23 protein-coding genes and 1 riboswitch are annotated in these 25663 nt (G+C 70.9%); of the genes, 11 read left to right on the top strand and 12 right to left on the bottom strand.

Annotated elements, in window-relative coordinates:
- Positions 1 to 7: 7 nt before the first annotated feature.
- On the bottom strand, positions 8 to 3460 hold the full coding sequence (locus ACZ6Z4_RS04230; protein WP_465557974.1) for a sugar-binding protein: 3453 nt from the start codon (positions 3458 to 3460) through the stop codon (positions 8 to 10).
- A gap of 69 nt (positions 3461 to 3529) precedes the next feature.
- A complete protein-coding gene (locus tag ACZ6Z4_RS04235) occupies positions 3530 to 4597 on the bottom strand; it encodes a LacI family DNA-binding transcriptional regulator (protein WP_465557976.1) in 1068 nt (355 codons plus the stop codon).
- A 148-nt stretch (positions 4598 to 4745) separates the two neighbouring features.
- Between ACZ6Z4_RS04235 and ACZ6Z4_RS04240 the strand changes: the two genes are divergently transcribed.
- Positions 4746 to 5042, top strand: coding sequence for an HU family DNA-binding protein (locus tag ACZ6Z4_RS04240; protein ID WP_363666760.1), 297 nt, complete (start codon positions 4746 to 4748; stop codon positions 5040 to 5042).
- On the opposite strand, the gene ACZ6Z4_RS04245 is transcribed toward ACZ6Z4_RS04240, so the two are convergent.
- On the bottom strand, positions 5032 to 5976 hold the full coding sequence (locus ACZ6Z4_RS04245) for an SMP-30/gluconolactonase/LRE family protein (RefSeq protein WP_465557978.1): 945 nt from the start codon (positions 5974 to 5976) through the stop codon (positions 5032 to 5034). The two genes, ACZ6Z4_RS04240 and ACZ6Z4_RS04245, sit on opposite strands and share 11 nt — an antisense overlap.
- A gap of 187 nt (positions 5977 to 6163) precedes the next feature.
- Between ACZ6Z4_RS04245 and ACZ6Z4_RS04250 the strand changes: the two genes are divergently transcribed.
- Positions 6164 to 8116: a M13 family metallopeptidase gene (locus ACZ6Z4_RS04250; protein ID WP_465557980.1), complete on the top strand. Its 1953-nt coding sequence runs from the start codon at positions 6164 to 6166 to the stop codon at positions 8114 to 8116.
- Here ACZ6Z4_RS04250 and ACZ6Z4_RS04255 read toward each other — a convergent pair whose 3' ends face one another.
- Genes ACZ6Z4_RS04255 through ACZ6Z4_RS04265 form a run of 3 tightly spaced genes read right to left on the bottom strand, consistent with a single transcriptional unit; the run spans position 8117 to position 10814 of the window.
- Positions 8117 to 9535 (bottom strand): aminopeptidase P family protein, encoded by a 1419-nt coding sequence (locus tag ACZ6Z4_RS04255; protein WP_465557982.1) that lies wholly within the window; start codon positions 9533 to 9535, stop codon positions 8117 to 8119.
- 19 nt (positions 9536 to 9554) lie between these two features.
- Positions 9555 to 9977 carry an aspartate 1-decarboxylase gene (gene panD, locus ACZ6Z4_RS04260; protein ID WP_363666752.1) on the bottom strand — a complete coding sequence of 141 codons (423 nt, stop codon included), beginning with the start codon at positions 9975 to 9977 and terminating at the stop codon, positions 9555 to 9557.
- A 48-nt stretch (positions 9978 to 10025) separates the two neighbouring features.
- Complete coding sequence (locus tag ACZ6Z4_RS04265) at positions 10026 to 10814, bottom strand: neocarzinostatin apoprotein domain-containing protein (RefSeq protein ID WP_465557983.1); 789 nt, start codon at positions 10812 to 10814, stop codon at positions 10026 to 10028.
- Positions 10815 to 10953: 139 nt separating this feature from the next.
- Between ACZ6Z4_RS04265 and ACZ6Z4_RS04270 the strand changes: the two genes are divergently transcribed.
- On the top strand, positions 10954 to 12192 hold the full coding sequence (locus ACZ6Z4_RS04270; RefSeq protein ID WP_465557984.1) for a hypothetical protein: 1239 nt from the start codon (positions 10954 to 10956) through the stop codon (positions 12190 to 12192).
- Here the strand turns inward: ACZ6Z4_RS04270 and ACZ6Z4_RS04275 are convergent.
- The 5 genes from ACZ6Z4_RS04275 to ACZ6Z4_RS04295 are packed head-to-tail and all read right to left on the bottom strand — an operon-like array spanning position 12189 to position 17801.
- A complete protein-coding gene (locus ACZ6Z4_RS04275) occupies positions 12189 to 12512 on the bottom strand; it encodes a hypothetical protein (RefSeq protein WP_465557985.1) in 324 nt (107 codons plus the stop codon). The two genes, ACZ6Z4_RS04270 and ACZ6Z4_RS04275, sit on opposite strands and share 4 nt — an antisense overlap.
- Positions 12509 to 14020 (bottom strand): FGGY family carbohydrate kinase, encoded by a 1512-nt coding sequence (locus tag ACZ6Z4_RS04280; RefSeq protein ID WP_465557987.1) that lies wholly within the window; start codon positions 14018 to 14020, stop codon positions 12509 to 12511. Before ACZ6Z4_RS04280 ends, ACZ6Z4_RS04275 begins: the two co-directional genes overlap by 4 nt.
- A complete protein-coding gene (locus ACZ6Z4_RS04285) occupies positions 14007 to 15404 on the bottom strand; it encodes an alpha,alpha-trehalose-phosphate synthase (UDP-forming) (RefSeq protein ID WP_465560579.1) in 1398 nt (465 codons plus the stop codon). The genes ACZ6Z4_RS04280 and ACZ6Z4_RS04285 overlap by 14 nt, the downstream gene beginning before the upstream one ends.
- Positions 15405 to 15411: 7 nt before the next feature.
- A complete protein-coding gene (locus tag ACZ6Z4_RS04290; protein ID WP_465557989.1) occupies positions 15412 to 16410 on the bottom strand; it encodes a Gfo/Idh/MocA family protein in 999 nt (332 codons plus the stop codon).
- Entirely contained in the window at positions 16401 to 17801 is a 1401-nt protein-coding gene (locus ACZ6Z4_RS04295) for an amidase (RefSeq protein ID WP_465557991.1), read from the bottom strand. Before ACZ6Z4_RS04295 ends, ACZ6Z4_RS04290 begins: the two co-directional genes overlap by 10 nt.
- 213 nt (positions 17802 to 18014) lie before the next feature.
- Here ACZ6Z4_RS04295 and ACZ6Z4_RS04300 point away from each other — a divergent pair, with 213 nt between their 5' ends.
- The 3 genes from ACZ6Z4_RS04300 to otsB are packed head-to-tail and all read left to right on the top strand — an operon-like array spanning position 18015 to position 19761.
- Positions 18015 to 18326, top strand: a complete 312-nt coding sequence (locus ACZ6Z4_RS04300) for a DUF3263 domain-containing protein (protein ID WP_465557993.1) — start codon at positions 18015 to 18017, stop codon at positions 18324 to 18326.
- A 47-nt stretch (positions 18327 to 18373) separates the two neighbouring features.
- Complete coding sequence (locus tag ACZ6Z4_RS04305; RefSeq protein WP_465557995.1) at positions 18374 to 18928, top strand: LytR C-terminal domain-containing protein; 555 nt, start codon at positions 18374 to 18376, stop codon at positions 18926 to 18928.
- On the top strand, positions 18925 to 19761 hold the full coding sequence (gene otsB / locus ACZ6Z4_RS04310) for a trehalose-phosphatase (RefSeq protein WP_465557997.1): 837 nt from the start codon (positions 18925 to 18927) through the stop codon (positions 19759 to 19761). Before ACZ6Z4_RS04305 ends, otsB begins: the two co-directional genes overlap by 4 nt.
- On the opposite strand, the gene ACZ6Z4_RS04315 is transcribed toward otsB, so the two are convergent.
- Positions 19758 to 20210, bottom strand: a complete 453-nt coding sequence (locus ACZ6Z4_RS04315; protein WP_465557999.1) for a hypothetical protein — start codon at positions 20208 to 20210, stop codon at positions 19758 to 19760. The two genes, otsB and ACZ6Z4_RS04315, sit on opposite strands and share 4 nt — an antisense overlap.
- Positions 20211 to 20262: 52 nt before the next feature.
- On the opposite strand from ACZ6Z4_RS04315, the gene ACZ6Z4_RS04320 reads away from it, so the two are divergent.
- From ACZ6Z4_RS04320 to ACZ6Z4_RS04340, 5 genes are all read left to right on the top strand, one after another.
- The gene (locus tag ACZ6Z4_RS04320; protein ID WP_465558001.1) at positions 20263 to 21216 is read left to right on the top strand and encodes a DNA-3-methyladenine glycosylase family protein; all 954 of its coding nucleotides are present in this window, start codon (positions 20263 to 20265) and stop codon (positions 21214 to 21216) included.
- A 31-nt stretch (positions 21217 to 21247) separates the two neighbouring features.
- Positions 21248 to 22489 carry a cation:proton antiporter gene (locus tag ACZ6Z4_RS04325; RefSeq protein WP_465558003.1) on the top strand — a complete coding sequence of 414 codons (1242 nt, stop codon included), beginning with the start codon at positions 21248 to 21250 and terminating at the stop codon, positions 22487 to 22489.
- Positions 22490 to 22839: 350 nt separating this feature from the next.
- Complete coding sequence (locus ACZ6Z4_RS04330; protein WP_465558005.1) at positions 22840 to 23799, top strand: helix-turn-helix domain-containing protein; 960 nt, start codon at positions 22840 to 22842, stop codon at positions 23797 to 23799.
- 142 nt (positions 23800 to 23941) lie between these two features.
- A riboswitch (SAM riboswitch) is annotated at positions 23942 to 24082 on the top strand.
- An 11-nt stretch (positions 24083 to 24093) separates the two neighbouring features.
- Positions 24094 to 25353, top strand: a complete 1260-nt coding sequence (gene thrC, locus ACZ6Z4_RS04335) for a threonine synthase (protein WP_465558007.1) — start codon at positions 24094 to 24096, stop codon at positions 25351 to 25353.
- Entirely contained in the window at positions 25350 to 25628 is a 279-nt protein-coding gene (locus ACZ6Z4_RS04340; protein ID WP_363666724.1) for a ubiquitin-like small modifier protein 1, read from the top strand. Before thrC ends, ACZ6Z4_RS04340 begins: the two co-directional genes overlap by 4 nt.
- Positions 25629 to 25663 lie beyond the last annotated feature (35 nt).

A 25663-nucleotide genomic window follows, 5' to 3' on the forward strand; every position in this document is an offset into this window, starting at 1 on the left:
CCACCGGTCACACGGTGTGCCGCAGCGTGATCGTCACGTGCCGGGTCCCGGGCGGCAGCGTGACCTTGCCGCCGGTCTGGTCGACCTTCGCGCCCTTGACCGACACCTTGGCGACGTTGTCCCGCAGTCCGGGCAGCTCGACGCTGTAGCCCTTGACCGCGCGCACGTCACCGGTCAGCTGGATCGACACCTCGCGACCGGTGCTGGTCATCCGGTAGCCGACCCGGCCGCCGGCGACCGGGTACCGGTCGAGCGCGATCTTCTGGTGCGCTCGCACCCACTCGTTCGGCACCCCGCGCCCGAGGATCACGGTCCCGTCGGCCTTCTCCGCGATCAGCGAGTCGAACAGCACCTTGGTCGCGGTCGACTGGCCCCACATGTGCTGGTTGGAGCCGCCGCCACCGCGGGCGTGCTCGATGTCCCACGGCGAGCTCGGGCTCGGGTAGTCGACACCCTCCCACCAGCCGAACGGGCCGCTCATCGTCTTGTCGATCATGTACTGGTACGCCTTGATGCCGAGGTCGCGGTACTGCTCACCGCGCAGCGCGGCGCTGCCGTACCCGGCGTTGTAGGCGCTGGAGTAGTACCCGTGCGGGTAGCCGCCGAAGTTGTAGATCGAGTCCGAGACGCCTTGGCGGCGCTCGAAGCCGTGCGTGTAGGTGTCGTCGATCTTGTCGAACATCGTCCCGGTCTGCTCGGCGCCGAACAGGTACCCGTCCCAGGCCCAGCGGCCGAACAGGAACATCGAGGCCCAGTTCGCGTCCCGCGGGTCCTTGCGCGGTCCGGTCTCGTTCGGCTCGACCATCGAGATCGGCAGGTAGTCCAGGTCGTACTGCGCCATGGTCTGCTCGATCCGCGCGGTGGCGACGCGCAGCAGGTCGTCGTACTCGGCCTTGGCCCAGTTCGCCTCGGCGGTCTCGCCGAGCGCGGTCGCGAGGTACCGGTACGTCGTGAGGCCGGCCAGCGCGGACCAGTTGTCGATCGTCCAGTAGCCGAGCGAGTCGATCGCGACGGTCTGCTTGATGATTCCGGTGCCGCCGTCGATCCGGTCGGTCTCGATCGTGTGGGTGTTCTTCCTGATCGTCTCGAACTGCTGCCGGACGAACGTCTTGTCGCCGGTGCGCTGCAGGTAGAGCGCGTACGGCCAGCTGTACTTCCACTTGGCGTCGTCGTACTGGAGCTGCGCGGGCAGCGTCGCGAGGTAGTCGCGCGCGTAGGTGAAGTCGCCGATCGTCAGCAGGTTGGCGACGATGCCGATCGTGTCGTGGTCGAACATCTCGTCGTAGCCGTTCTCGCCGACGTGCAACTCCTGCTTGCCGTCGATGTCGTCGCGGATGATGAGGGTGTAGATGTAACCGGCCTTGTACGCGTTGACGAGGCGCTGGTCGGGCAGCTCGGTGATGTCGGCGATCGCGGACAGCCGGGTGTTCCAGTACTTGCGCATGTGCGCGTAGTGCTGGTCGTACCCGCCGAACCGGCGCAGCTGCGTGCTGGTCGGCCAGTCGTAGCTCCCGCCGAACCGGTCGGCGGCGACCGCGTAGTCGCGGACCACGGTCCGGCCGGCGCCGATCGTCGTCACGGTCGGTTCCGCTGCGGCGTTCAGCGGGGTGAGCAGGGTCGAGACCCGCGGCAGACGGGCTGCCGCCTTCGTCGTGTTGGTGACCGTCATCCGGGAGTAGGCGATCTCGAACCGGTTGCCATTAGCAACGACCAGGTCGGCGAAGTTCTGCACCGTGAAGCGCAGTCCGTCCTTGCTGTACTCGCTGACGAAGGCCGGCAGGTACCCCTCGGCGTTGGTCCACTTGATCTTGCCCGGGATGTTCGGTACGCCGAAGGTGATCATCGCGTCGTTGCGGCTGCGCAGCCGGTAGCTGCCGTCGATGAACGCGATCGGCGCGTTCAGGTCGCCCTCCCAGCCGAACGAGGACGTCAGCCCCGGGTTGGTGACACTGGTGTACTCCGCGGCCGCCGCGGAGGCGACCGCGTCGTCGTACGCGGCACGGAGCAGGAGGTACGACAGCCGCAGCTCGTCGCGCGAGGCCGAGGTGTTCGCGAGCGTCGCCTTGGCCGCCGCGACCTCGGCGGTGAGCTGCCGCAGCGCGGAGTCGCTCGCGTTCGACGTGTCGGCGGCCGCGATGCGGTCGAGCAGCGCCGTGGTCTGCGCGCGGTACCCGGCGGCCGAGGCGTCGGCGAGGGTGACGGCCGCGAGCGTCACGTTGCCGGACTCGTGGGTCTTGCGGTCGAGCTGTGCGCTGACCCGCGCCGAGTCGCCGGCCTCGAGCGTCAGCTCGAACAGCCGCGTGACGGACGCGCCGCCGGCGACGAGGTCGGAGCTGGTGAACGAGGGCTCGGCGGCGCCGTTCAGGTGGACCGTCACCGTCGCCGAGGCCTGCCAGACGCCGGACACCAATCGGATCGTGCGCGGGTTCGGGGCCGCGGGGATGGTGAGGTCGTAGCCGTAGGCATCGGTCAGGTCGACGTTCACCAGGTCCGGGTTGGTGCCGTCGGCGAAGAAGATGCCGCCGTGCCGGGTCGCGGGCTGGGTCGTGGTCGGGGTGCCGTCGGTCCACGAGTAGCTGACCGGGTTGTCGGTCTGGGTGCCGATCGCGGCGCCGGTCTGCCGGTTGGCGACCGCGAGCCGCGCGGCCGAGTCCGGCACGCCGGCCCGGCGGTTGACCGTCGGACCGTCCAGGTGCAGCCAGTCGGCCGGGCCGTCGGCGGTCAGGTCGAGCGCGGCCGGCGCGGCGGTGGAGGTGAAACTCCGGCCGGACCCGATCGGCGCGAGGGTCGCGGCGGACAGCGAGAGGTTCCCGTTCGCGGTCAGCTTCTCGGTGAACCTGCTCGTGATGACGACGCCTTCACCAGGGCGGATCGTCACCGTGTAGCGCTTGGCCGTGGCCCGGTCGGTCGCACCGATCGAGGCCGTGTACGGCGTACCGACGCCGTCGGCCGCGGCGACCGTGACGGTGCCGCGGGCCTGCCAGATGCCACCGACGACGACGAGCCGGCGCGCGGACGCGGCGGCGGGGACGGTGATCCGGTAGCCGGCGTCGTGGCCGGTGGTCGGGCCGACCGTCGTGTCGTCGTAGTGGAAGACGCCGCCGGTGGTGACGCCCGGGGTCGACGCGGTGGTGGTGCCGTCGGACCAGCGGAAGGTCAGCGGGCTGTCGCCGAGCGTCGTCCGGGCGGCGGCCGGGTTGAGGTCGTCGACGGTGATGGACGGTGGCACGGCCGCCTTGCGCTCGACGCCGTCGCCGGTGACGTGCACCCAGTCCAGGGTGCCGTCGGCGCTCAGGTCGGTCCGGCCGGCGGTGGCGGTGCCGCTCGGCAGGGTCTCGGTGGTCACGACGAACGGATCGGCGGGCGCCGCCACGGCTGGTGCCGCAGGCAACGAAATGGCAGCCGGCAGCAGCAGCGCTCCGGCAGCGACCGCCGCGAGCAGGCGGGGTCCAGGCCTCATCTTGTGTCCCTTCGCAAGGGTGTTCCGGTGGACGGGCGGTTCACCGGGCCAGGGCGGGCCCGGCCGGTACTAGGGGGCGCCGGGCCCCGGCAGGCTGGAGCCGCGCACGATCAGCTCGGGCTGCAGCAGCAGGTGCCGTGGGGTGCGCGGGTCGCCGGCGATCAGGTTCTCGACGGACTCGATGAGCTGCCGCCCGACCAGGTCGATCGGCTGCCGCAGCGTCGTCAGCCCGGGGCTGACCAGCGCGGCGGTGGGCGAGTCGTCGAAGCCGGTGACCGCCACGTCGGCGCCCGGGCGCAGCCCGCGCTCGTGCAGCGCGCGCAGTACGCCCAGAGCCAGCGTGTCGGACGCGCAGACGAAGGCCGTGGCGGGCCGCGCCGCGTCGAGCATCCGGTGCGCGGCCTGGCGGCCGTCCTCGAGCGTGTCCGGCACCGCCACCTCGAGATCGGTGTCCAGCCCGCGCTCGGTGCACGCCTCGAGCCAGCCGCTCCGGCGCTCCTGCCCGATCTCGGACTCGACCGGCCAGCCCAGGTGACCGATCCGCCGGTGGCCCTGAGCGGCGACGTGCTCGGTCGCGGCCCGGGTCCCCGCGCGGCCGTCGACATCGACCCAGGCGGTCTCGTCGTCGCCGTCCCAGGACCGGCCGAAGGTCGCGAACGGCACGCCCCAGGACCGCAGCGCCGCGACCCGGTCGTCGTTGCGGTGCGTCTCGGCCAGCACGAACGCGTCGACCGAGACCTTGGTCAGCAGGTTCCGGTACGCCTTGATCTCCTCGGCCAGGCTGTCACCCTCGGCATGGCACAGGATCAGGTGATAGCCGGCCGCGACGGCGGCCGCGTTCAGCGCGTACAGGAACTCGTCCATCAGCAGCGACGCCTTGTCCGGCCGCGACGGGCGGACCTTGAACGCGATCAGGTGCGAGCTGCGGTTGCGCAGCGCTCGCGCGGACAGGTTCGGCTCGTAGCCGAGCTCGGCGACGGTGGCGAGGATGCGCTCGAGCGTGGCCGGTGCCAGGCGGGCGGGGTTGTTCAGCGCGTTGGAGACCGACTGGGCCGAGACACCGGCCCGGCGCGCGACCTGGCTGAGCGTCACATGACCGTGCGGCACCGGGCCCCGGCCGGGCTGCTCGGAACTCATCGGCGCCTCCGCAGGGATATTAACGTTAAACATTCCGCACGCTAGTGGTGGCCGGCGGCCTGGTCAAGACGCTGAGGGCAGAGTTTTAACGCTAGAAACCGACCGCCGCTCTTGCTAACGACAATCATTTCTAGTTAAAGTCCCGGTCGTGAACCGAAACGAGTTGGTGGCCGGGGTGGCGGCGAAGGCGGGGATCCCGCGGAACCAGGCCGAGAAGGTCCTCGACGCGCTGGGCGACGTCGTGACCGAGGCCGTGCACAAGGGCGACAAGGTCTCGCTGACCGGTCTGCTCAGCATCGAGCGGGTGATGCGCGCGCCGCGGACCGGCCGCAACCCGCAGACCGGCGAACCGCTGTCGATCCCGGCCGGCTACTCGGTCCGGCTGTCGTGCGGCAGCCGGCTGAAGGCTGCCGCACGCGGCGACCTGCGCACGATCACCGGTTGACGGCGGTCACCCAGTACGGCGTCTCCGGCGTCGGCGGGGTGCTGAACCGGGCGTTCGGCAGGTAGATCCGGTGGCCGAAGAAGGCCGCCGTGGTCGGGACGTCGAAGTCGGTGCTGGTGATCTCACGGACCAGCCGGCCACGGGTGCCGGAGCCGTTCAGGTCGAGCACGGCGATCTTGTTCAGCCGGTTCTGTACGACGTACAGGGTGTCGCCTGAGCGCAGCAGCCCGTCGCCGTTGGTCATCACCGCGGCGCCGAGGTCGATCTTGCGAGTGACACCGGTGCGCGGGTCGACCTTGAACAGGAACCCGGTCGCCGACTGCACGATGATCAGCGACCGCCCGTCCGGCGTCAGCTCGATGCCGTTGGCGTTGTTGTTCACCGCGTCGTGCACGTAGTCGCCGCTCAGCGGGATCGTCTGCGCCGGTCCGAGCTTGCCGTGCCGGCCGAACGGGACCTTGTAGAGCACGGGCTGCCGCGAGTCGGTGAAGTACGCCGCGTCGCGGCCGAGGATCACGTCGTTGACGAACGTCGGCGTCGCGGTGGTGAACGTGTAGCTGGCGAGCACCTTGCCGGTCCGGGTGTCGATCACCCGGCCGTTGCCGGCGCCCGCTCCGGCGACGAACAGGCGGCCGCGGTCGTCGACCTTCATCCCGAGTGACGCGATGCCCGGGCCCTGGCTGATCACCCGGCCCCGGCCGGTGCGCAGGTCGGCCGCGTAGATGTCGCCGTCGACGCGGGAGCCGAAGTACGCCCGGCCGCGGTCGATCGCGATGCCCTCGGGCTGGAAGCCGTCCGGCAGGTCGAAGTGCTTCGGGTACGCCGCGTGGTGGGTGCCGGTGGAGCCGGCGGTCGCCGTACCGGCGGTGGTGAGCAGCAGGGTGGACACGGTGGCCGCGGCGACGAACGCGCGACGGGACAGCGAACCGGACATGAGCTGGATGACCTCCTGGTCGATGGCGGTGGTCCGGTCGGCTCAGTTCGCCCCCGAAAAGCCGACGACGTGCTCTTGACCGTAGACAACGGATCAGGGGACGCAAGGGTTCAAAGCCAGCGGGTAATGTCGCAGTCATCAGGGTCGCCGGAGCTGGGTCCGCGGGCCGTGCACGCAGGGGAGTTCGATGACCTCAGGGATCGACATCTCGGAGCTGTCCGGATCCGTCCGGCCGCAGGACGATCTGTACCTGTACGCCAACGGCCCGTGGCTGGACGCGCACGAGATCCCGGCCGACAAGGCCATCTACGGCGCCTTTCACGCCCTGGCCGACAGCGCCGAGCAAAGCGTCCGCGAGCTGGTCGAGCAGACCCGCACGGCCGGGCACCCGGCCGGCAGCGAGGCGCGCAAGATCGCCGACCTGTACGGCAGCTTCCTGGACGAGGACACCGTCGAGCAGCTCGGCGCCGCCCCGATCGCCGACCAGCTCGCGCTGGCCGCCGCGGTCCAGGACCGGGCCGGCCTGGTCGCCGCCCTCGGCACGCTGGAGCTGCAGGGCGTCGGCGGCGTCTTCCGGTACGGCGTCGACATCGACGCCAAGCAGTCCGACCAGTACGTCGTGTACGTCATCCAGGGTGGGATCAGCCTGCCCGACGAGTCGTACTACCGCGAGGACTCGTTCGCCGAGCAGCGCACGGCGTACGTCGCGCACGTGGCGCGGATGCTCGGCCTGGCCGGGATCGCCGACGCCGAGGCCGCCGAGCGGGTGCTCGCGCTGGAGACCCGGCTCGCCGCCGGGCACTGGGACCGGGTGAAGACCCGCGACGTCACCGCGACGTACAACAAGGTCAGCCGGGCCGAGCTCGAGGCGCTGACTCCGGGGTTCGACTGGTCGGCGTGGATGACGGCGGCCGGCGTACCGGACGACGCGTTCGCGACGCTCGTCGTGCAGCAGCCGGACTACCTGACCGTCGCCGCGGAGGCGCTGCAGGAGATCGACCTCGAGCACTGGAAGGAGTGGCTGAGCTGGCGGATCGTGCATGCCGCGGCGCCGCTGCTCAGCTCCGCGTTCGTCCAGGAGAACTTCGAGTTCTACGGCCGCACGCTGACCGGTGCGCCCGAGCTGCGCGAGCGCTGGAAGCGCGGGCTCGGCGTCGTCGAGTCGGCGCTCGGCGAGGCCGTCGCGCAGCTGTACGTCGCGGAGTACTTCCCGCCGGCCGCGAAGGCCCGGATGGTCGACCTGGTCGCGAACCTGGTCGAGGCGTACCGGCAGCGGATCGAGGCGCTGGACTGGATGGGCCCGGAGACCCGGAAGCGGGCGCTGGACAAGCTCGGCCGGTTCACGCCCAAGATCGGGTACCCCGACAAGTGGCGCGACTACAGCGCGCTGGAGATCGTCGCGGGCGACCTGGTCGGCAACGTCCGGCGCTCGGTCGCCGTCGAGACCGCCCGCGACCTCGGCAAGCTCGGGACGCCGGTCGACCGCGACGAGTGGCACATGACGCCGCAGACCGTGAACGCCTACTACAACCCGCGCGCCAACGAGATCGTCTTCCCGGCCGCGATCCTGCGCCCGCCGTTCTTCGGGCTGGACTCCGACGACGCGCTGAACTACGGCGCGATCGGCGCCGTGATCGGGCACGAGATCGGCCACGGCTTCGACGACCAGGGCTCCAAGTACGACGGCGACGGCAACATCAGCGACTGGTGGACCGACGACGACCGGGCCGCGTTCGAGCTCCGCGCGAACGCGCTGGTCGCGCAGTACGACGTGCTCGCGCCGGCCGGCGGCGACGGCCAGACCGTCAACGGCAAGCTCACCCTCGGCGAGAACATCGGCGACCTGGGCGGGCTGTCGATCGCCTACACGGCGTACGAGATCTCGCTGAACGGCGCGGAGCCGCCGGTGGTCGACGGGCTGACCGGCGCCGAGCGCTTCTTTCTGGCCTGGGGCAAGGCGTGGTCGACCAAGACGCGGCCGGCCGAGGTGGTCCGGCGGCTGGCGATCGACCCGCACTCGCCGCCGGAGTTCCGCTGCAACGCGGTGGTGCGGAACATCGACGCGTTCCACACCACCTTCGGCACGGCCTCCGGCGACGCCATGTGGCTGCCGCCGGAGGACCGGGTCAGGATCTGGTAGTCAGCGCATCCAGCTCTGCAACGCCTCGACCTCGCGCGGCATCGCGGCCGACAGGTTCTCGGTGCCGTCCTCGGTGATCAGGATGTCGTCCTCGATCCGGATCCCGATGCCGCGCAGGTCCTCGGGCACCGTCAGGTCCTCGGCCTGGAAGTACAGGCCGGGCTCGACGGTCAGCACGTAACCGGTCTTCAGGTCGCCGCGGTACTGCTCGGTGCGGGCCGCGGCGCAGTCGTGCACGTCGAGGCCGAGCATGTGGCTGACACCGTGCAGCGTGTAGCGCTGGTGCAGCGTGGTCTCCAGCGCCTCCTCGGCGCTCACCGGCAGCAGCTCCATCGCCGACAGGCCGTTCACCAGGACCTCGATCGCCGCCTTGTGCCCGGAGGCGAACGGGACACCCGGCTTGAGCGCCGCGATCCCGGCGTTCTGCGCGTCGAGGACCAGCTGGTACAGCTCGCGCTGGCGCGGGGTGAACTCGCCGTTCACCGGCAGCGTGCGGGTGATGTCCGCGGTGTACAGGCTGCGGTTCTCCACACCCATGTCGAGCAGCATCAGCGTGCCGTCGTTGACCGGGCCGTCGTTCTCGATCCAGTGCAGCGTGGTCGCGTGCGGGCCGGCCGCGGCGATCGACGTGTAGCCGACCTCGTTGCCCTCCGCGCGGGCCCGGCGCCAGAAGGTGCCCTCGATCCAGCGCTCGCCGTACTTGCGGACCTGCTCCATCTCGGCCAGTACGTCGGAGAAGCCGCGGTGCGTGATCGCGACCGCGTCCCGCAGCTGCTCGATCTCGAACGGATCCTTGACCAGTCGCAGCTCCGACAGCGTCGCGGCCAGCTCGTGGTCGCGGTCCGCGTCGACCTTCGCGCCGCTCAGCACGGCGGCCAGCGAGCCGTCCTCGCCCCGGCGTACGCGGGTCGGGACGTCGCCCTTCAGGGCGTTCGCGAGCTCGTCGACGTGCCGGGTCTCCAGACCGAACTCCTTGGAGGTCTCGGTCAGCGACGGGCGGCGGCCGGCCCACAGCTCGCCGTACATCCGGTCGCGCCAGAACTCCTCGCCCTGGCTGCGCTCGGAGCGCGGGCGGAAGTACAGCACCGAGTCGTGACCGCTGCCGTTCGGCTCCAGCACCAGGACCGCGTCGGAGGTCTGGTCGCCGGCCAGCCAGACGTAGTCGGTGTGCGGGCGGAAGACGAAGTCGGTGTCGTTCGAACGGACCTTGAACGTCCCGGCCGGGATCACCAGGCGCTCGCCCGGGAACGCCTGCGACAGCGCCGCCCGGCGCTTCTCGGTCCAGGCCGCGACGTCGCGCAGGCTGGCGTCGGTGCGCTCGATGTCACCCCAGCCGGAGTTCATGAACGTGCGCAGCTTGTCCTGCGGCTCGCTGTCGTGGGTCGCGGTCTTGGGGGCCTGCTCCGTCGTCTCGGTCATCGTCGACCTTGTCCTCGTCTCAACGCTGGGTGTACAGGTGGTCACCGCGGAGCGTGCCGCTGTCGGGCAGCGCCTCGGCGGGGTCGGAACCGACGCGGGTGATCGCGTTCCGCCCGTCCACGAAGACTACGCTCGGCACGAACCCCTTGGCCTCGGCGTCCTCGAACTGCCCGTACGCGATCAGGATCACCAGGTCGCCCGGGTGGATCAGGTGCGCGGCCGCACCGTTGATCCCGACCACGCCGGAGTCCCGCGGCCCCTCGATCAGGTACGTCGAGAGCCGGTTCCCGTTGGTGATGTCGACGATGTCGACCTTCTCGCCCGGCAGCAGGTTCGCCGCGTCCATCAGCGTCGCGTCCAGCGTGCAGGACCCGACGTAGTCCAGGTCCGCCTGGGTGACGGTGGCCCGGTGCACCTTCGACTTCATCATCTCGCGCAGCATGCGCGCCATGATCCAGGCCGGCTCCCGCGCTGTCAGTGGCTGCCGTCACTAGGGCGCGAAGGTGAGCGGGGTCGTCATGTCCCCGTACGGCGCGTACCCGAAGCTGTCGTCGGGCTGACCGTTCTTCTTCAGCACGGTGACGCTCAGCCCACAGCTCCCGAGGATGTCCGGCTGCGCACAGTCGGTCCCGTCGTCGAGGAGCCGGTTCACCCTGTACCAGGTCGCGTACCGCCCGTCCGCGTGCACCAGCGTCGTCACCGCGGCCCGCGCGCCGTAGCAGCCGGTCTCCTGAATGATGTCGAAGCAGGCCTGTTCGACGATCCGCACCTGCCGGCCTTCGGCACCGTACGCCGTACCGCTCACCCTCACCCAGCGCTGCGCCGGGAGATCGGTGGACGGCGAGGCACTGATCGTCGCCGGCGCCCCCTTGAACCTGAGCACCCCCGAGTCGAGCACAACCCGGCTCCCATCCGGCGCGTCGCCCACGGCGTACAGGTGGCACGTGTCAGCCCGGCAGTAGACGACCGCCGGCGCCCCGAACTCCATCCGCCGGAACACGGGATCGCCCAGTGTCACCCACTTGCCGACCCTCCCGCTCTGGCTCGCTGTCGTCGTCCCCAGATCCGGGCAGTCCCCGTCCACCGAATCCACGAACACATCACACTGCACGATCCGCACCTCGGACCCCGGCGCGAACCCACGGGCGTTCACCCGCACCTGATCCCCACCCGAAAGCCCATTCGTCCGGCTCACCTGAATGTCAGGCGTGTGCGCCGAAGCCACCCCCGGCACCAGCAACGCCCCCAGCACAACAGAAACAGCAGCAAGAAGTCGCATCAGTGGTTCCCCCCACAGAAGTCAACGGCCCACAGACTGTATTACCCGCGAATGCACCGCTAGGGAAGAGTTCGGCGCTCCCCGAGGCCGGACAACGGAGGTAGCGTGTGCGCACCCTGCCCACGTTCCGGGAGCGACGATGGACGACGAGATCCAGCTGATCAACGACGGTGACGGGCTGGCGGTGATCGGTGATCCGGCGGCGGTCGAACGCTTCCTCGTCTCCGAGGGGCTGCCGTCGCGGGACCTCGGGCTGCATCGGCTCGGGGCCGCGCTCAGCATCGGGTCGGCGGTTGCTCAGGCCGGCTCGGAGATCGCGGCCAACTCCGGTCGGTGGGTGAAACTGACGAAGAAGTCCGCCGAGGCAGTCAAGAAGTTCGACCTGATGAAGGGATCGAGCCCGGGCGTCAGCCGCGGTGTGGTGACTCATCAGGGCAAGATCAAGGGCGCCGTCGAGTTCGTGAAAGGACCCGGCAAGCTGCTGACCAACCCGTCGGTTCTGGCTGGTGCGGCCGGGATCATGGCGCAGCTCGCGATGCAGCAGGCGATGGACGAGATCACCGACTACCTCGCGACGATCGACCAGAAGGTCGACGACGTACTGCGCGCGCAGACCGACGCCGTCCTGGCGGGCATGGTCGGCGTGGACTTCGTGGTCAAGGAGGCCATGACCATCCGCGAGCAGGTCGGCCGGGTTTCGGAGGTCACCTGGTCGAAGGTGCAGGCCACCTCGGTGACGATCGCCTCGACGCAGGCGTACGCGCTGCGGCAGCTCGACGGGCTCGCGGACAAGCTGGAACGCGAGGACGGGATCGGGGAGTTGGCGAAGCTCGCCACCGAAGCGCAGACCAAGGTGCGGGAGTGGCTGGCCGTGCTGGCCCACTGCTTCCAGTTGCAGGACGCGCTCGCCGTACTCGAGCTCGATCGAGTGCTGGATGCGTCGCCCGACGAGTTGGACCGGCATCGGCTCGCGCTGCGGGTCGCCCGGGACAACCGGCTGGAGCTGATCGCCCGCAGTACCGGGCGGGTGATGGCCCGGATGGACGCCGCCGCCGGAACGGCCAACACGAAGGTGCTGCTGCACCCGTCGGCGTCCGGAACCGTCGTGAACGCGAGCAACCAGGTGGCGACCGCCGTTGTCGACTTCCAGGGCCGGCTCGGGATCGAGGGCGACCGGGAGGCGGTCGAGGCGAGACGCTGGACCGACGCGGCCACGGACGTGAAGGACAAGGCCCTCGGCGCCGGAGCCGACGGCGTCGACGCCGCGTGGCGCCTCGGCACCGACACGTTCGGCGCGGCCAAGTCGGTCACCGGCAAGCTCTCCGGCCGCATCCCCCTCCGAGGTCTGCGGCGGAACAAGGACGCCGAGGACGGCTAGAGGTACTCGCGCAGTGCGCCGATCGGGTCGGGGGCCTCCAGGAGGGTGAGGCCTCGGGGAAGCAGCATGAGTTGGGCGGTGTGGCCGCGGCCGGCTACGGCGGCGCGTTCCCAGAGGAGGATGCACTGGAGGGCGACGGCCTCGTAGGTGAGGCTGTTGGGGTCGGTCCAGCGGGGGTTGCCGTAGGTGCGGCGGAGGTGTTTGACGACCTTGGTGGAGGAGGTCTCGTGGCCGAGCTTCACGCCGGTGAAAGTGGGGGCGAAGGTCTCGGCGGCGAGGGTGGTGGCGTCGGTGGCGAGCAGGGTCTGCAGGTCGGTCACTGGGGTCTGAGTTCCTCGGCTGCTTGGACGGCCAGGGTGCGGAGGGTGGTGTAGCGGGGGCGGAGGAGGGTGATGCGGTCTACGTCGGCGGGGGCCGGGGTGAGGTGTTCTCCGCCGGGGGTTGGGGAGAGGCCCAGGGCTACTGCCGCGGCGCCTCGGGCGCCTACTTCGGCTTCGGCGCAGACATCGGTGGGGCGGGCGAAGGTGGCGGTGAGGCAGCGGCGCCACCAGGCTGAGGCGTCGATTCCGCCGCCGCCGAGGACGACCTCGAGTTGGCGGTCGAACAAACCGTCGAGCATGCGGAGGCCTCGGTCGATCTCCAGGGAGGCGCCTTGGAGGGAGGCGGCGAGGAGGTCGGCGGCCTCGTCGTCGAAGGAGAGGCCGAAGTAGACGCCGGAGCCGCCGGGGACGGTTTCGGGTGGGCGGGTGCCGGCCTGGAAGGGGATGGCGATGACTCTGGAGGAGCCGATCTCGACATCGGTGGGCTCCTGGTGGGCCTCGTCGAGTTGGAGGACCTTGGTGAGCCAGGCGTGCAGGTTGCCGGCGGCTGAGAAGGCCATGCCGGTCACCGCGCGTTTGTCGTCGACTCGGTAGCGCCAGAGTTCCCAGGGGAGCTCGGGGGCCTGGTCGATGGGATGCACGACCCGTACGGCGGCCGACGTGCCGACGGTGACGGCGGCGGTCGACTCGTCGTAGCCGCCGGTGCCGACGTTCGAGGCGGCGCCGTCGCCGGTCGGGGGATGGATCGGTACGCCGACCAGCCCGGGCCAGCGGCGGGCGAAGGACGCGGCCAGTACGCCGGTCCAGCCGCTCGGGACGATCTCCGGCAGCCGGTCGGGGGTGACGCCGGCGATGGTGAGCGCCTCGGCGTCGTACTCGCCGGTGGCGAGGTCGAGCGAACCGGTGCCGGAGGCGATCGAGACCGACGTGACGCGGTCGCCGGTGAGACGTTCGAGGACCAGGTCGGGGAGGCCGGCGAAGGAGGTGGCGTTGACCTCGGAGAGCAGCCACGGGATGCGGCGCGGCCAGTACAGGCGGTGCAGCCAGGCGCCGGTGCGGGCGTGGAAGGCGTGCTCGTCGAAGGCCGGGTCGAGGCGTGGCGCGACCGAGCGGGTGTCGGCCCAGGTGATCACCGGGGTGAGCGCGCCGCCGCTGTTGTCGAGGGCAACGATCGAGTGCCACTGGGAGGACAGCACGATCGCGGTGATGCCGTCGAGGTGGCCGCCCTGCTGCAGCTCGTCGAGGCAGCCGAGCAGGCCCTCGACGTACGCGTGCAGGTCGATGGTCGCCGAGCCGCCGGTGCTGTACGTCGGGGTGATCTTGTGGCGGGCCAGTGCGCCGGGGACCGGTGCGGCGTCGGAGGAGGAAAGAACAAGAGCACGCGCTGAGGAGGTCCCGAGATCGAGTGCGAGCACCCGGTCGCCGGCCGGTACTCGGCCGGAGCCGGGCGCGCGGTCCGGTACTTGGCCGGAGCTGGCGATGCCGGCCGAAGGATCAGTCGGCGGCATGCAAAGCCTCGAGGAACGACGCCGCCCACACGTTCACGTCGTGCGCCGCCAGGTGCTTGCGCATCGCCTTCATCCGGCGGCCGAGCTGGCGGTCGTCGGTGTTCATCGCGTCGACGATGGTGTCCTTCATCCCGTTGATGTCGTGCGGGTTGACCAGGAATGCCTGCCGGAACTCGTCCGCGGCCCCGGCGAACTCGCTCAGCACCAGCGCGCCGGTGTCGTCGTACCGGCAGGCCACGTACTCCTTGGCGACCAGGTTCATCCCGTCGCGCAGCGGCGTCACCACGGCCACGTCGGCGGCGCGGAACAGCGCGGCCATCTCGGTCCGCGAGTACGACGTGTGCAGGTAGTTGATGGCCGGCGTCCCGATCCGCCCGTGCTCGCCGTTGATCCGGCCGACCAGCAGCTCGATCTCGTCGCGCAGCACCCGGTACTGCTCGACGCGCTCGCGTGACGGCGTCGCGACCTGGATGAAGACGGCGTCGTCGACCGACACGCGCTTCTCGTCCAGCAGCTCGCCGAACGCCCGCAGCCGCTGCCGGATCCCCTTGGTGTAGTCGAGCCGGTCGACGCCGAGCAGGATGTGCGCCGGGTTGCCGACCTCCTTGCGCATCTCCGCGGCCCGCGCCTCGGTCTCGGGCTGCCGGGCCAGCTGCTCCAGCTCGCCGACGTCGATCGAGATCGGGAACGCCTTGGCGCGCACGATTCGGTCGTCGGGCAGGTGGATGCGGTCGCCGCGGGTGCGCAGGCCCATCCGGTTGCGGGCCAGCCGCGCGAAGTTCGAGGCCGCGCCCGGCCGCTGGAAGCCGACCAGGTCGGCGCCCATCAGCCCGTCCAGGATCTGCCGGCGCCACGGCATCTGCGCGAACAGCTCGGTCGGCGGGAACGGGATGTGCAGGAAGAACCCGATCCGTACGTCGGGCCGGAGCCGGCGCAGCATCGCCGGGACGAGCTGCAGCTGGTAGTCGTGCACCCAGACCACCGCGTTGTCGTCGGCGGCGTCCGCGGCCGCTTCGGCGAACCGTCGGTTCACGGCGACGTAGGCCTCCCACCACTCCCGGTGGAACTCCGGCGGCACGATCACGTCGTGGTACAGCGGCCACAGCGTCGCGTTCGAGAATCCTTCGTAGTACAGCTCGACGTCCTCGGCGGACAAGGTGACCGGGACCAGGTGCATCCCGTCGGAGTCGAACGGGTCGACCTTCTCGTCCTTGCCGCCGGTCCAGCCGATCCAGGCGCCGTGGTGGCGCTGCATCACCGGGGCCAGCGCGGTGACCAGGCCTCCTGGGCTGCGCCGCCACGCCGTACTGCCGTCGGGCATCTCGACCCGGTCGACCGGCAACCGGTTGGCCACCACCACGAAGGAACTGCGTCCGCTCGGCATCTGCTGTTTACCCACCCAGGTATTCGTCGTCGCCGGGGTACGTGACCCCGATCTGTCGGCGTGTCTCGTCGAGCAGTTCGAGGATCTCGATCGTCGCGGCGTGCGGCAGGGCCGGACACTCGATCTGTCCGGCACGCAGGGCGCGCATCACCTCGGCTGCTTCGTAGTGGTACCCACGGCCATGCACCGGTACGTCGACCCGCTCCTGTCCGGACGCGGTGCTGCGCACGTAGTACTCGGGGTGGTGGAACCGGTGCGGCAGCAGCAGGCTGCCCTCGGGTCCGCTCACCGAAGCCGTCCACGGGTTCTGCGAGCGCAGGCCGCAGGTCAGCGCGGCGACCGCGCCGGAGTCGTACCGCCAGGCCATCGCGACGTTCAGGTCGACGCCGTCGTCGTTCAGCGAGCCGACGGCCTTGATCTCGTCGGGCCGGCCGAGAGCCATGTGCACGAACGTCATCGGGTAGATGCCGCCGTCCATCAGCGCGCCGCCGCCGAGCGCGGGGTCGAGCAGCCGCGCGGGCAGCTGCGGCTTGTGGAAGCCGAAGTCGGCCAGGGCTTCCATCGGCTCACCGATCACCCCGGTCGCCAAGTCCGCGAACATCGCCTGGACGACGGGGTTGGTTCGCATCCACATCGCTTCGGCGAACAACGTGTTGTGCTCGTGCGCGACGGCGACCAGATCCTTGGCCTGGCGAGCGGTCAGCGTCACCGGCTTCTCGCACAGTACGGCGACGCCGGCCTGCAGCGCTGCGCGCGCGATCGCGTAGTGCTGCGGGTGCGGCGTACCGATGTAGAGCACGTCGACGGTCCCGGACTCGATCAGCTGCCGGTAGTCGTCGAAGCGGTGCTCGATGCCGTGGGTGTCGGCGAACGCGTTGGCCCCGGACCGGGACCGCGACGCGACGGCGGTCGCGACCGCGTCGTCGAGCTCGGCGAGATCGGCGGTGAACTGCGTCGAGATGTTGCCAGTAGCAACTACACCCCAACGGACCTGGTCTATACCCACTGTCTGAACTCCGGGGTCGGGAACGGGCCGTCGGCTTCGATTCTCGCGGTCTCGAAGGCGTGCGCCAAGCGAATGAGGGTGGCGTCACTCCCCGCCGTACCGCTGAGCACGATGCCGACCGGCAGGCCGGCGACGGTCCCGGACGGCACCGAGAGCAACGGGTAGCCGGCCAGGGCGGCGTGCGAGGACGAGCTGCCGAGCACGTGGTCGCCGTTGACCAGGTCGATCGTCCAGGCCGGCGAGTACGCGGGGCTGACCAGGGCGTCGAGCTGATTGTCCCGCAGCAACGTGTCGATCCCGTCACGACCGGTCCGCAGTGCGGACAACCGGGCGGCGACGTAGATCGGCGAGTCCAGCCCGCCGGTCGCCTCGGCCCGCTCGAACAGCTCCTGGCCGAACCAGGGCAGCTCCTCGTCCGGGTGCGCCTGGTTGAAGGCGATCAGCTCGGCCAGGTCGCGCGGCGCCCCGTCCTTGCGGGTCGCCAGGTACTTGGCCAGGCCGACCTTGAGCTCGTGCAGCGGCACCTGCAGCTGGTCGTCGTCGCCGAGGGCCGGCAACGACAGGCGGTCGACCAGCGTCGCGCCGCACCGGCTGAGGGTCTCCAGCGCCTTCTCGGTGACCTGGTCGAGCCCGGTCGAGTAGCCCCACAGCGATCCCCGCAGTACGCCGATCCGTACGTCGCTGAGGTCCTTGCCGCGGCAGGCCTCCAGGTAGTCGGTGCCGCCGCCGGTGAGCACGGTCAGCAGCGCCGCGGACTGGGCGACCGTCCGCGTCATCGGCCCGGCGGTGTCCTGCGAGTGCGAGATCGGGATGATGCCCTGCTGCGGGACCAGGCCGACGGTCGGCTTCAGCCCGACGATGCCGTTCAGCGCGGCCGGGCAGACGATCGAGCCGTTGGTCTCGGTGCCGATCGCGAAGTCGGACAGCCCGGCCGCGACCGCGGCGCCGGAGCCGCTGGACGACCCGCCCGCGGAGCGGTTCAGGGCGTACGGGTTGCGGGTCAGGCCGCCGTACGCGCTCCAGCCGGACGACGACGCGTAGCCGCGGAAGTTGGCCCACTCGCTGAGGTTGGTCTTGCCGAGGATCACGCAGCCGGCCTCGCGCAGTCGGCGGACCAGGACCGCGTCGTCCGGCGGCGGGGGCTGGTCGGCCAGCGCCAGCGACCCGGCCGTGGTGGCCAGGTCGGCGGTGTCGATGTTGTCCTTCACCAGCACCGGTACGCCGTGCAGCGGACCGCGCGTACGGCCGTCGTCACGCTCCGTGTCCAGGCGGGCGGCGTCGGACGGCGCAGCGGGGTTCGGCGTGCAGACGGCGCGGACTGCCGGGTCGATCTCGGCGATCCTGGCCTGCAGCTCTTCGACCGTTGCGAGGGCGGGTCGAGGGTCCGGCAAGACACCACCGGAGCCCTGTCGAGGTGAGCTCACCCCAAAGATCCTGCCAGAGTCGGGCTCGCCGGGCGGCCCGTCCCGGTGCTGCGTGAGTGGCGCGAAAGCGCCGGGGACGACACGGCCGGGATCGCTGCCGGGTGAATGACATGGCTGTTGTTCAACCCGTACAGTGGAGCGCGGACGGACGATCACCGACCGCACGGGAGTCACCAGCAGATGGACAGCGCGAACGCGAGCTCTTCCGGCCCGGGTGCCGAGGCTGCGCAGCCGGCCGTCGCCGGGCTGTCGGAGCGGGACGGCGCCATCCTCGGCTTCGAACGGCACTGGTGGAAGTACGCCGGGGCCAAGGAGCAGGCGATCCGGGACCAGTTCCAGATGTCGGCCACCCGCTACTACCAGGTCCTGAACGCGCTGATCGACCGGCCCGAGGCCCTGGCCCACGACCCGCTGCTGGTCAAGCGGCTGCGCCGGTTGCGCGCCGCCCGCCAGCGCGCCCGCTCCGCCCGTCGACTGGGTATCGAGGTCTGAGCACCTTGACCCGCAGGGACGAACGGGGACAGGTTCTCTCCTCCCTCGTGGCGGTGCTGGCCGTCGTCGCGATCGTCGGAGGGCTGCTGGTGCTGTTCGGCACCCGCGGCAACGACAGCGTCGCCGACGAGGGCAAGCCGGCCGCATCGACACCGTCGGTGACGCCGAAGCCGACCGAGCCGAGTGCGACGCCGACGTTCGCGCTCAGCTCGGAGCCGACCGAGCCGGTGCAGACGCCGGCCGACCCGACTCCGGTCGAGTCGACGCAGCCGCCCGCCGTACCGGCGACTCCGACGACGCAGACCAGCGTGCCGCCGGTGCCGTCGTCGGAGCGGCCCGCGGTGGAGATCTACAACAACACCGGCCGCAAGGGCCTGGCCCAGGCAGTCGGCGGCCGCGCGCAGCAGGCCGGCTGGACCGTCACCGGTGCCGACAACTGGCACGGCAAGATCGTCACCAGCACCGTCTACTACCCGGCCGGTATGCAGGCCGAGGCCGCGCAGCTCGCCCAGGACCTCGGCGTACCGCGGATCAAGGACGCGCTGGACAACATGAAGAAGGACCGGCTGACGGTCATCCTCACCTCGGAATACTCCGGATGAGCACTCCCGTACTGGCGACCACAGCCGGGCGGGAGGGCTGGGAGGCGATCGTCGCCGATCCGGCCGGGGCAGTGATCGCGTCGGACTTCGACGGGACGCTGTCGCCGCTGGTCGAGGACCCGGCGATGTCACGGGCCGCCGACGGCGCGCTGGACGCGCTGGCGCGGCTGGGGCGCTCGGTGAACCAGCTGGCGATCGTCACCGGACGCCCGGCGTTGGTTGCCACGGAGCTGTCAGGGGTCACTGGTCACCCGGGGCTCGGGCGGCTCGTCGTACTCGGGCACTACGGGCTGGAGCGGTGGGAGGCGGCCACTGGTGCTGTGACCAGCGACCCGGTCCCTCCTGGTGTTGCTGTCGCGCGGGAGCAGCTGCCGGTCGTGCTGGAGGCCGCTGGGTATCCGGATGCGTTCGTGGAGGACAAGGAGAGCTCGCTCGCTGTGCACACGCGGCGGCTGGCTGACCCTGCTGCGGCGCTGGAGTCGTTGCGGATCCCGCTGGCTGCGCTGGCCGAGTCGGTGGAGCTCCGGCTGGAGCCGGGGAACCTGGTGCTCGAGCTGCGGCCGCCGGGGATCGACAAGGGCGTGGCGATCCGCCGGCTGGTCGAGTCGACCGGCGCTCGTTCCGTGCTGTACGCCGGGGACGACCTGGGCGACCTGGCCGCGTTCCGGGCCCTGCAGGAGCAGCGCGCGGACGGGCTGGCCGCCGTACTGGTGGCTGCTCGGTCGTCGGGTGCTGCTGAGCTGGTCGAGGCCGCGGACATCGTCGTCGACGACCCTGCTGGAGTCGTGACCGTGCTGACGGCTCTGTCGGACGCGATCGGCGCTCGCGGCTAGCGCTTCCGGCTGAACGTCTGCTGCAGCGTCCGGCCGAACGACTGGACCGGGTGCTCGGTGTAGTTGCCGTCGGCCAGACCGGCCAGGCGCTCGAACGGGTTGCGGGAGGCCGGGCAGCCGGTGCGGGCCCAGGACCACGCGACGGCCAGGACGTACAGCGGCAGCATCGGCAGGCCGATCAGGCAGAAGTACTGCCAGGAGTGCCGCTCCTCGTGCCGGACCAGGACCGGGCGGGCGTCGAGGTAGGCGCGGTCGTTCTTGGTGAGTACCACGTTGCCGACCGTGAACGCGTTCGCGATCGGGAAACCGAGGCGGTAGCCGTTCGCGTAGAACAGTCCGCGCGGGCCGCGGCTGACCTTCGCCCGGCCGATCAGCGCGATCAGGAAACCGGCGAGCGTGGACAGGTTGACGAAGTTCACCACCAGCTTGAGTTTCTGCGCGCCGGTCATGGGCCCAGTATCGCCGTCGGGTTCTGTCGGCGGAATGCGTCAGGATGGGTGCGTGAGTTCGGTCGTACGTCGCTGGCGGCCCGGGCGACCGGTGGATCCGCACCAGCTGATCGGTGGGCTGCGGAAGGGGCCGGGCGACCCGGCGTACGTCGTCGACCCCGGGCGGCGGACGGTCTGGCGGGCGACGCGGACGCCGGACGGGCCGGTGCTGCTGCGGCTGACGCCGTACCTGGCCGTCGGTGAGGTCGAGGCGGAGGCGTGGGGGCCCGGTGCGGGGTGGGCGCTCGACGGGGTGCCGGAGCTGCTGGGGGAGGCGGACTCGTGGGACGGGTTCGAGCCGCTGGCCGAGCATCAGCCGCTGGTCGACGCCGCGCGGCGGTTCTCGCACTTCCGGGTGCCGCGGACGCGGGCGGTGTTCGAGGCGATGGCGGCGGCGGGGATCGAGCAGGTCGTGACGGGCAAGGAAGCGTTCCGGGCTTGGCGGTTGCTGCTGCGCGAGTACGGCGAGCCCGCGCCTGGGCCGGCGGCGCCGGACGGGCGAGTGATGATGGTGCCGCCTGCGCCGGAGGAGTGGCGGTTGATTCCTTCGTGGCAGTGGTTGCGGGCGGGCGTTGAGGGTCGGCGGTCGCGGGTGGTGATCACCGCGGCGACGCGGGCGAAGGCGCTGGAGCGGACGTTGGAGCTGAGCGACTCGGCGGAGATCGAGCGGAGGCTGCGGTCGTTGCCTGGGGTGGGGGTGTGGACCGCGGCTGAGGTTCGGCAGCGGGCGCACGGTGATGCGGATGCGTTCTCGTTCGCGGACTACCACGTGTCGCGGAACGTGTCCTACGCGCTGACCGGGGAGGAGCTGGACGACGACGCGACGGCGGAGCTGATCGAGCCGTACCGGGGGCATCGGTTCCGGGTGCAGGCGCTGCTGCAGCTCGCGGGGATCTCGCACCCGCGGTACGGACCGAGGAAGTCGCTGCCGACGCACACCCCGGGTGCCACGCACCGCCTGCGCTGAAGGACATACCACTGGGCACTAGGTTCCCATCATGCGGATCGACGGGGACGGGCTCTACCTGGTTGCCGGGGTGGCCCTGCTGGTGGGAGCTGTGCTGCCTCGGCTCTTACGCCGGTACGCCGTGTCCGCTCCGATCGCGTTTCTCGGCGCCGGGCTGCTGCTCGGGTTCGTCGTGGATCGCGGGCACCTGAGCCCGATCGCCGAGCCGAAGCTGACCGAGCACCTGGCCGAGCTGACGATCCTGATCGCGCTGATGGGTGTCGGGCTGGCGATCGACCGGCCGATCGGGTGGCGGCGCTGGAAGGTCACCTGGCGGCTGCTGTTCGTCGCGATGCCCGCCTGCGTTGCGGCGGTGGCCGGGCTGGGGTGGTTGCTGGGGCTCGCGCCGGCGGTCGCGTTGCTGGTGGGGGCGGTGCTCGCGCCGACCGATCCGGTGCTGGCGTCCGACGTACAGGTGCAGGGGCCGACCACCGGCGAGGACGCGGAGCCGGAGGAGGACGACGAGGTCCGGTTCGCGCTCACCTCGGAGGCGGGGCTGAACGACGGGCTCGCGTTCCCGCTGGTCTACCTCGCGGTGTTCGCCGCGACGAAGGGCGCCCTCGGCGACTGGGCGCTGGAGTGGATCGCCTGGGATCTGATCGGCAAGACACTGATCGGTGTCGTCGTCGGCGCGGTCACCGGCAGGCTGCTCGGCCGGATGGCGTTCTCGGCGCCGGTCCCGAGCTTCCGGCTCGCCGACTCCCGCGAACCCGTGCTCGCGCTGGCGATGACGCTCGGCGTCTACGGCCTGGCGGAAGTGCTGCACGGCTACGGGTTCCTCGCGGTCTTCGTCGCCGGCCTCGCGCTGCGCTCGGCCGAGCGGGCGCACGACTTCCACGAGGAGCTGCACAGCTTCATCGAGCAGGTCGAGCACATCCTCACCTGGGGGATCCTGCTGCTGCTCGGCGTCGCGATCACAGGTGGGCTGCTGCAGCCGCTCGATCTGCGGGGTGTGGCGATCGGGGCCGCGCTGATTCTCGTCCTGCGGCCGCTGACCGCCTGGCTCAGCCTGCACCGGACGGAGATGCGCCGCTCGGAGCGCTGGGTGACGGCGGCGTTCGGCGTCCGGGGGGTGGGGTCGATCTTCTACCTCGCGTACGCCGGCGCCGACTTCGCCGACGACCTGCCGTGGTTGTGGGCGACGGTCGGGTTCACGGTCGTGCTGAGTGTGGTCGTGCACGGTGTCGCCGCGACGCCGCTGATGCGGATGCTCGAACGGCGTCGTGGGGAGTGAGCCCGGACACCCACCACTGACCAACCTCGCCGGCCACGGCGTGTCGCCCGCGACACGCCGCGCGCGACTCGCCGGCCACGGCGTGTCGCCCGCGACACGCCGCGCGCGACGAGGTTGAACAGTGGTGGGCGTCCGGGGCGGACGGCGAGGTGCGGCCGCGGACCTGGGGCGACGGCCCGTACGAGGGCACGCGCCGAGCGCGGGCCGGCGGTTTCGCGCCGTGCCGGATGGCCGCGGCGGCGTGGATCCCGGCCAGGAAGTCCTTCAGTCTCTCGAACATGTCTCCATCGTCCGAGCGCTCGGCCTCGGCGAGAAGTGGCGTAGTAGACGCCTATCGCTAAGATTTTGCCATGGCGACAGTCTCGGTGCTCGCGTACGACGGCATGACCGCGTTCGAGGCCGGGATCGTGATCGAGGTGTTCGGGCTGGTCTGGCCCGACATCGACCAGCCCTGGTACGAGCTCAAGGTCTGCACCGAGACGCCCGACCCGATCCGCGTGATCGGCGGCGCGACGCTGTCGACGCCGTACGGGCTGGACGACTTCGCGGCCGCCGACACCGTCGTCGTGCCGAGCGTCGCCAACCCCTCGGCGACCACGTCTCCCCAGCTCATCGAGGCCCTGCAGTCGGCGCATCGCCGCGGGGCGCGCATCGTTTCGATCTGCTCCGGCGCCTTCGCGCTCGCGGCCGCGGGGCTGCTCGACGGGCGCCGCGCGACCACGCACTGGCGGTACGCCGAGCAGCTCCGCGAGCGCTACCCGGCGATCCACGTCGACCCCGAGCCGCTGTACACCGACGAGGGCGACGTGCTCACCAGCGCCGGCTGCGCGGCGGGGCTCGACCTCGCGCTGCATCTCGTCCGGAAGGACCTCGGCGCTGCCGTCGCGAACGCGGTCGCCCGGCGGCTGGTGATCCAGCCGTACCGCGCCGGCGGGCAGGCGCAGTACATCGAGTCGCCGATGCCGCCGGACCCGGTCGACGCGCCGGTCGCGCGCAGTCTGGGGTGGGCGCTGGAGCACCTGGCCGAGCCGATCGGCGTACCGGATCTGGCCCGGGAGGCCGGGCTGGCGCCGCGGACGTATCTGCGGCACTTCACGCGCGAGACCGGTACGACGCCCGCGAAGTGGCTGATCGCCCAGCGGATCCAGGCGGCGCTGGCGATGCTGGAGACCGGGGACGCGCCGGTGGAGGAGATCGCGCTGGCCGCGGGGTTCGCGACGCCGGTGACGTTCCGGCACCACTTCGCCAAGGCGGTGCAGACGTCGCCGTCGGCGTACCGGCGGACGTTCCGCGAGCGCTCCGCCGGGTGAGCGAGGCGCCGCTCGGGGGAGCTTCGGGCGTCGTACCGGGGCTCGCAAGCCGAACGCGGAGCGTCGCGCAAGGCTGAGATCTGCCGTCTCGGATGTTGGGATCACCAGACACAATATGGACCCGATTGGGTAACCTCGAACCTGCTCATCCAGAGGGACTGAGGGAAACGGCCCGTTGAAGTCCCGGCAACCCTCCCCGTGGAGGCCTCCTCCTGAGGCGCTCGCGGCGGACCGGTGCCAAATCCGTCCCACGCCGAGATCCGGCGCCCGGGGAAGATGAGGAGGAACCTCTCCATGAGCCAGACCGCCACCCACACCATCCGTGCAGGTGCCTTCGGCAACGGAACGCACCTGAGCTGCCGGGCCTGCGGGGCGAAGTCCGAGCTGGGCCCGTTCTACGCGTGTATGGAGTGCTTCGGTCCGCTGGAGGTCGGGTACGAGTACCCGACGATCACCCGCGAGCAGATCGAGGCCGGACCCAAGAACATCTGGCGCTACCAGCCGCTGCTGCCCGTCCCGGTCGACGTGGCCAGCTACCCGAACACCGAGCCGGGCTACACCCGGCTGATCGACGCGCAGAACCTGGCCCGCGAGCTCGGGCTGCGGAAGCTCTGGGTGAAGGACGACTCGGGCAACCCCACGCACTCCTTCAAGGACCGCGTGGTCGCGAGTGCCCTGAGCGCCACCCGTGAGCTGGGCATGAAGGTCTTCGCCTGCCCCTCCACCGGCAATCTGGCCAACGCGGTCGCCGCCGCGGCCGCCCGGGCCGGTATCCGCTCGGTCGTCTTCATCCCGAAGGACCTCGAGCGCCCCAAGATCATCACCACCGCCGTGTACGGCGGCACGCTGGTCGCTGTCGACGGCAACTATGACGACGTGAACAAGCTCGCCTCCGAGATCGCCGGCGAGGAGGAGGGCTGGGCGTTCGTCAACGTGAACGTGCGGCCCTACTACTCCGAGGGCAGCAAGACGCTGGCCTTCGAGATCGCCGAGCAGCTCGGCTGGCGGATCCCGCAGCAGGTGGTGATCCCGGTCGCCTCCGGCTCGCAGCTGACCAAGATCGACAAGGGCTTCACCGAGCTCGGCAAGCTGGGCCTGGTCGACGCCACCGACTACAAGATCTACGGCGCGCAGGCGACCGGCTGCTCGCCGGTGGCACAGGCGTTCCGCGACGGCCACGACGTGGTGAAGCCTGTCAAGCCGGACACCATCGCCAAGTCGCTGGCGATCGGCAACCCGGCCGACGGGCCGTACGTGCTCGACGTCGCCCGGCGGACCGGGGGTGCGATCGAGGACGTCAGCGACGAAGAGGTCGTCGAGGGCATCCAGCTGCTGGCCCGGACCGAGGGTGTGTTCGCCGAGACCGCCGGCGGCGTGACCGTCGCGACGCTGAAGAAGCTGATCGCGACCGGGCAGCTCGACCCCGAGGCCGAGACCGTGATCATCAACTCCGGCGACGGGCTGAAGACGCTCGACGCGGTGGCCGACCGGGTCGGCCCGAAGGTGACCATCCCCGCGTCGTACGACGCCTTCGTGAAGGCAGGTCTGCAGTGAGCGTCAGTGTCCGCGTCCCGACCATCCTGCGGCCCTACACCCAGGGCGCGTCCGAGGTCTCCGTCGAAGGCTCGACCCTGAGCGAGGTGCTGGAGTCGCTCGACGCGTCGTACCCGGGCATCAAGGGCCGCGTCCTGGACGACTCCGGCGAGCTGCGCCGCTTCGTGAACGTGTACGTCGACAACGACGACGTCCGGTTCGCCGAGGGGCTGCAGACCTCGATCAAGGACGGCGGCCAGGTCTCGATCATCCCGGCGGTCGCCGGCGGCTGCTGACCCGACCACTCGTCCTCCGAGACCCCCGGCCGACC

This window comes from Kribbella sp. NPDC104740 (assembly GCF_055583505.1).

What these genes read in the sequence shown, in the direction of transcription:
- ACZ6Z4_RS04230 (WP_465557974.1), bottom strand. Translation starts at nt 3,460, where the DNA reads ATGAGGCCTGGACCCCGCCTGCTCGCGGCGGTCGCTGCCGGAGCGCTG.
- ACZ6Z4_RS04235 (WP_465557976.1), bottom strand. Translation starts at nt 4,597, where the DNA reads ATGAGTTCCGAGCAGCCCGGCCGGGGCCCGGTGCCGCACGGTCATGTG.
- ACZ6Z4_RS04245 (WP_465557978.1), bottom strand. Translation starts at nt 5,976, where the DNA reads ATGTCCGGTTCGCTGTCCCGTCGCGCGTTCGTCGCCGCGGCCACCGTG.
- ACZ6Z4_RS04250 (WP_465557980.1), top strand. Translation starts at nt 6,164, where the DNA reads ATGACCTCAGGGATCGACATCTCGGAGCTGTCCGGATCCGTCCGGCCG.
- ACZ6Z4_RS04255 (WP_465557982.1), bottom strand. Translation starts at nt 9,535, where the DNA reads ATGACCGAGACGACGGAGCAGGCCCCCAAGACCGCGACCCACGACAGC.
- panD (WP_363666752.1), bottom strand. Translation starts at nt 9,977, where the DNA reads ATGCTGCGCGAGATGATGAAGTCGAAGGTGCACCGGGCCACCGTCACC.
- ACZ6Z4_RS04265 (WP_465557983.1), bottom strand. Translation starts at nt 10,814, where the DNA reads ATGCGACTTCTTGCTGCTGTTTCTGTTGTGCTGGGGGCGTTGCTGGTG.
- ACZ6Z4_RS04270 (WP_465557984.1), top strand. Translation starts at nt 10,954, where the DNA reads ATGGACGACGAGATCCAGCTGATCAACGACGGTGACGGGCTGGCGGTG.
- ACZ6Z4_RS04280 (WP_465557987.1), bottom strand. Translation starts at nt 14,020, where the DNA reads ATGCCGCCGACTGATCCTTCGGCCGGCATCGCCAGCTCCGGCCAAGTA.
- ACZ6Z4_RS04285 (WP_465560579.1), bottom strand. Translation starts at nt 15,404, where the DNA reads ATGCCGAGCGGACGCAGTTCCTTCGTGGTGGTGGCCAACCGGTTGCCG.
- ACZ6Z4_RS04300 (WP_465557993.1), top strand. Translation starts at nt 18,015, where the DNA reads ATGGACAGCGCGAACGCGAGCTCTTCCGGCCCGGGTGCCGAGGCTGCG.
- otsB (WP_465557997.1), top strand. Translation starts at nt 18,925, where the DNA reads ATGAGCACTCCCGTACTGGCGACCACAGCCGGGCGGGAGGGCTGGGAG.
- ACZ6Z4_RS04315 (WP_465557999.1), bottom strand. Translation starts at nt 20,210, where the DNA reads ATGACCGGCGCGCAGAAACTCAAGCTGGTGGTGAACTTCGTCAACCTG.
- ACZ6Z4_RS04325 (WP_465558003.1), top strand. Translation starts at nt 21,248, where the DNA reads ATGCGGATCGACGGGGACGGGCTCTACCTGGTTGCCGGGGTGGCCCTG.
- ACZ6Z4_RS04330 (WP_465558005.1), top strand. Translation starts at nt 22,840, where the DNA reads ATGGCGACAGTCTCGGTGCTCGCGTACGACGGCATGACCGCGTTCGAG.
- thrC (WP_465558007.1), top strand. Translation starts at nt 24,094, where the DNA reads ATGAGCCAGACCGCCACCCACACCATCCGTGCAGGTGCCTTCGGCAAC.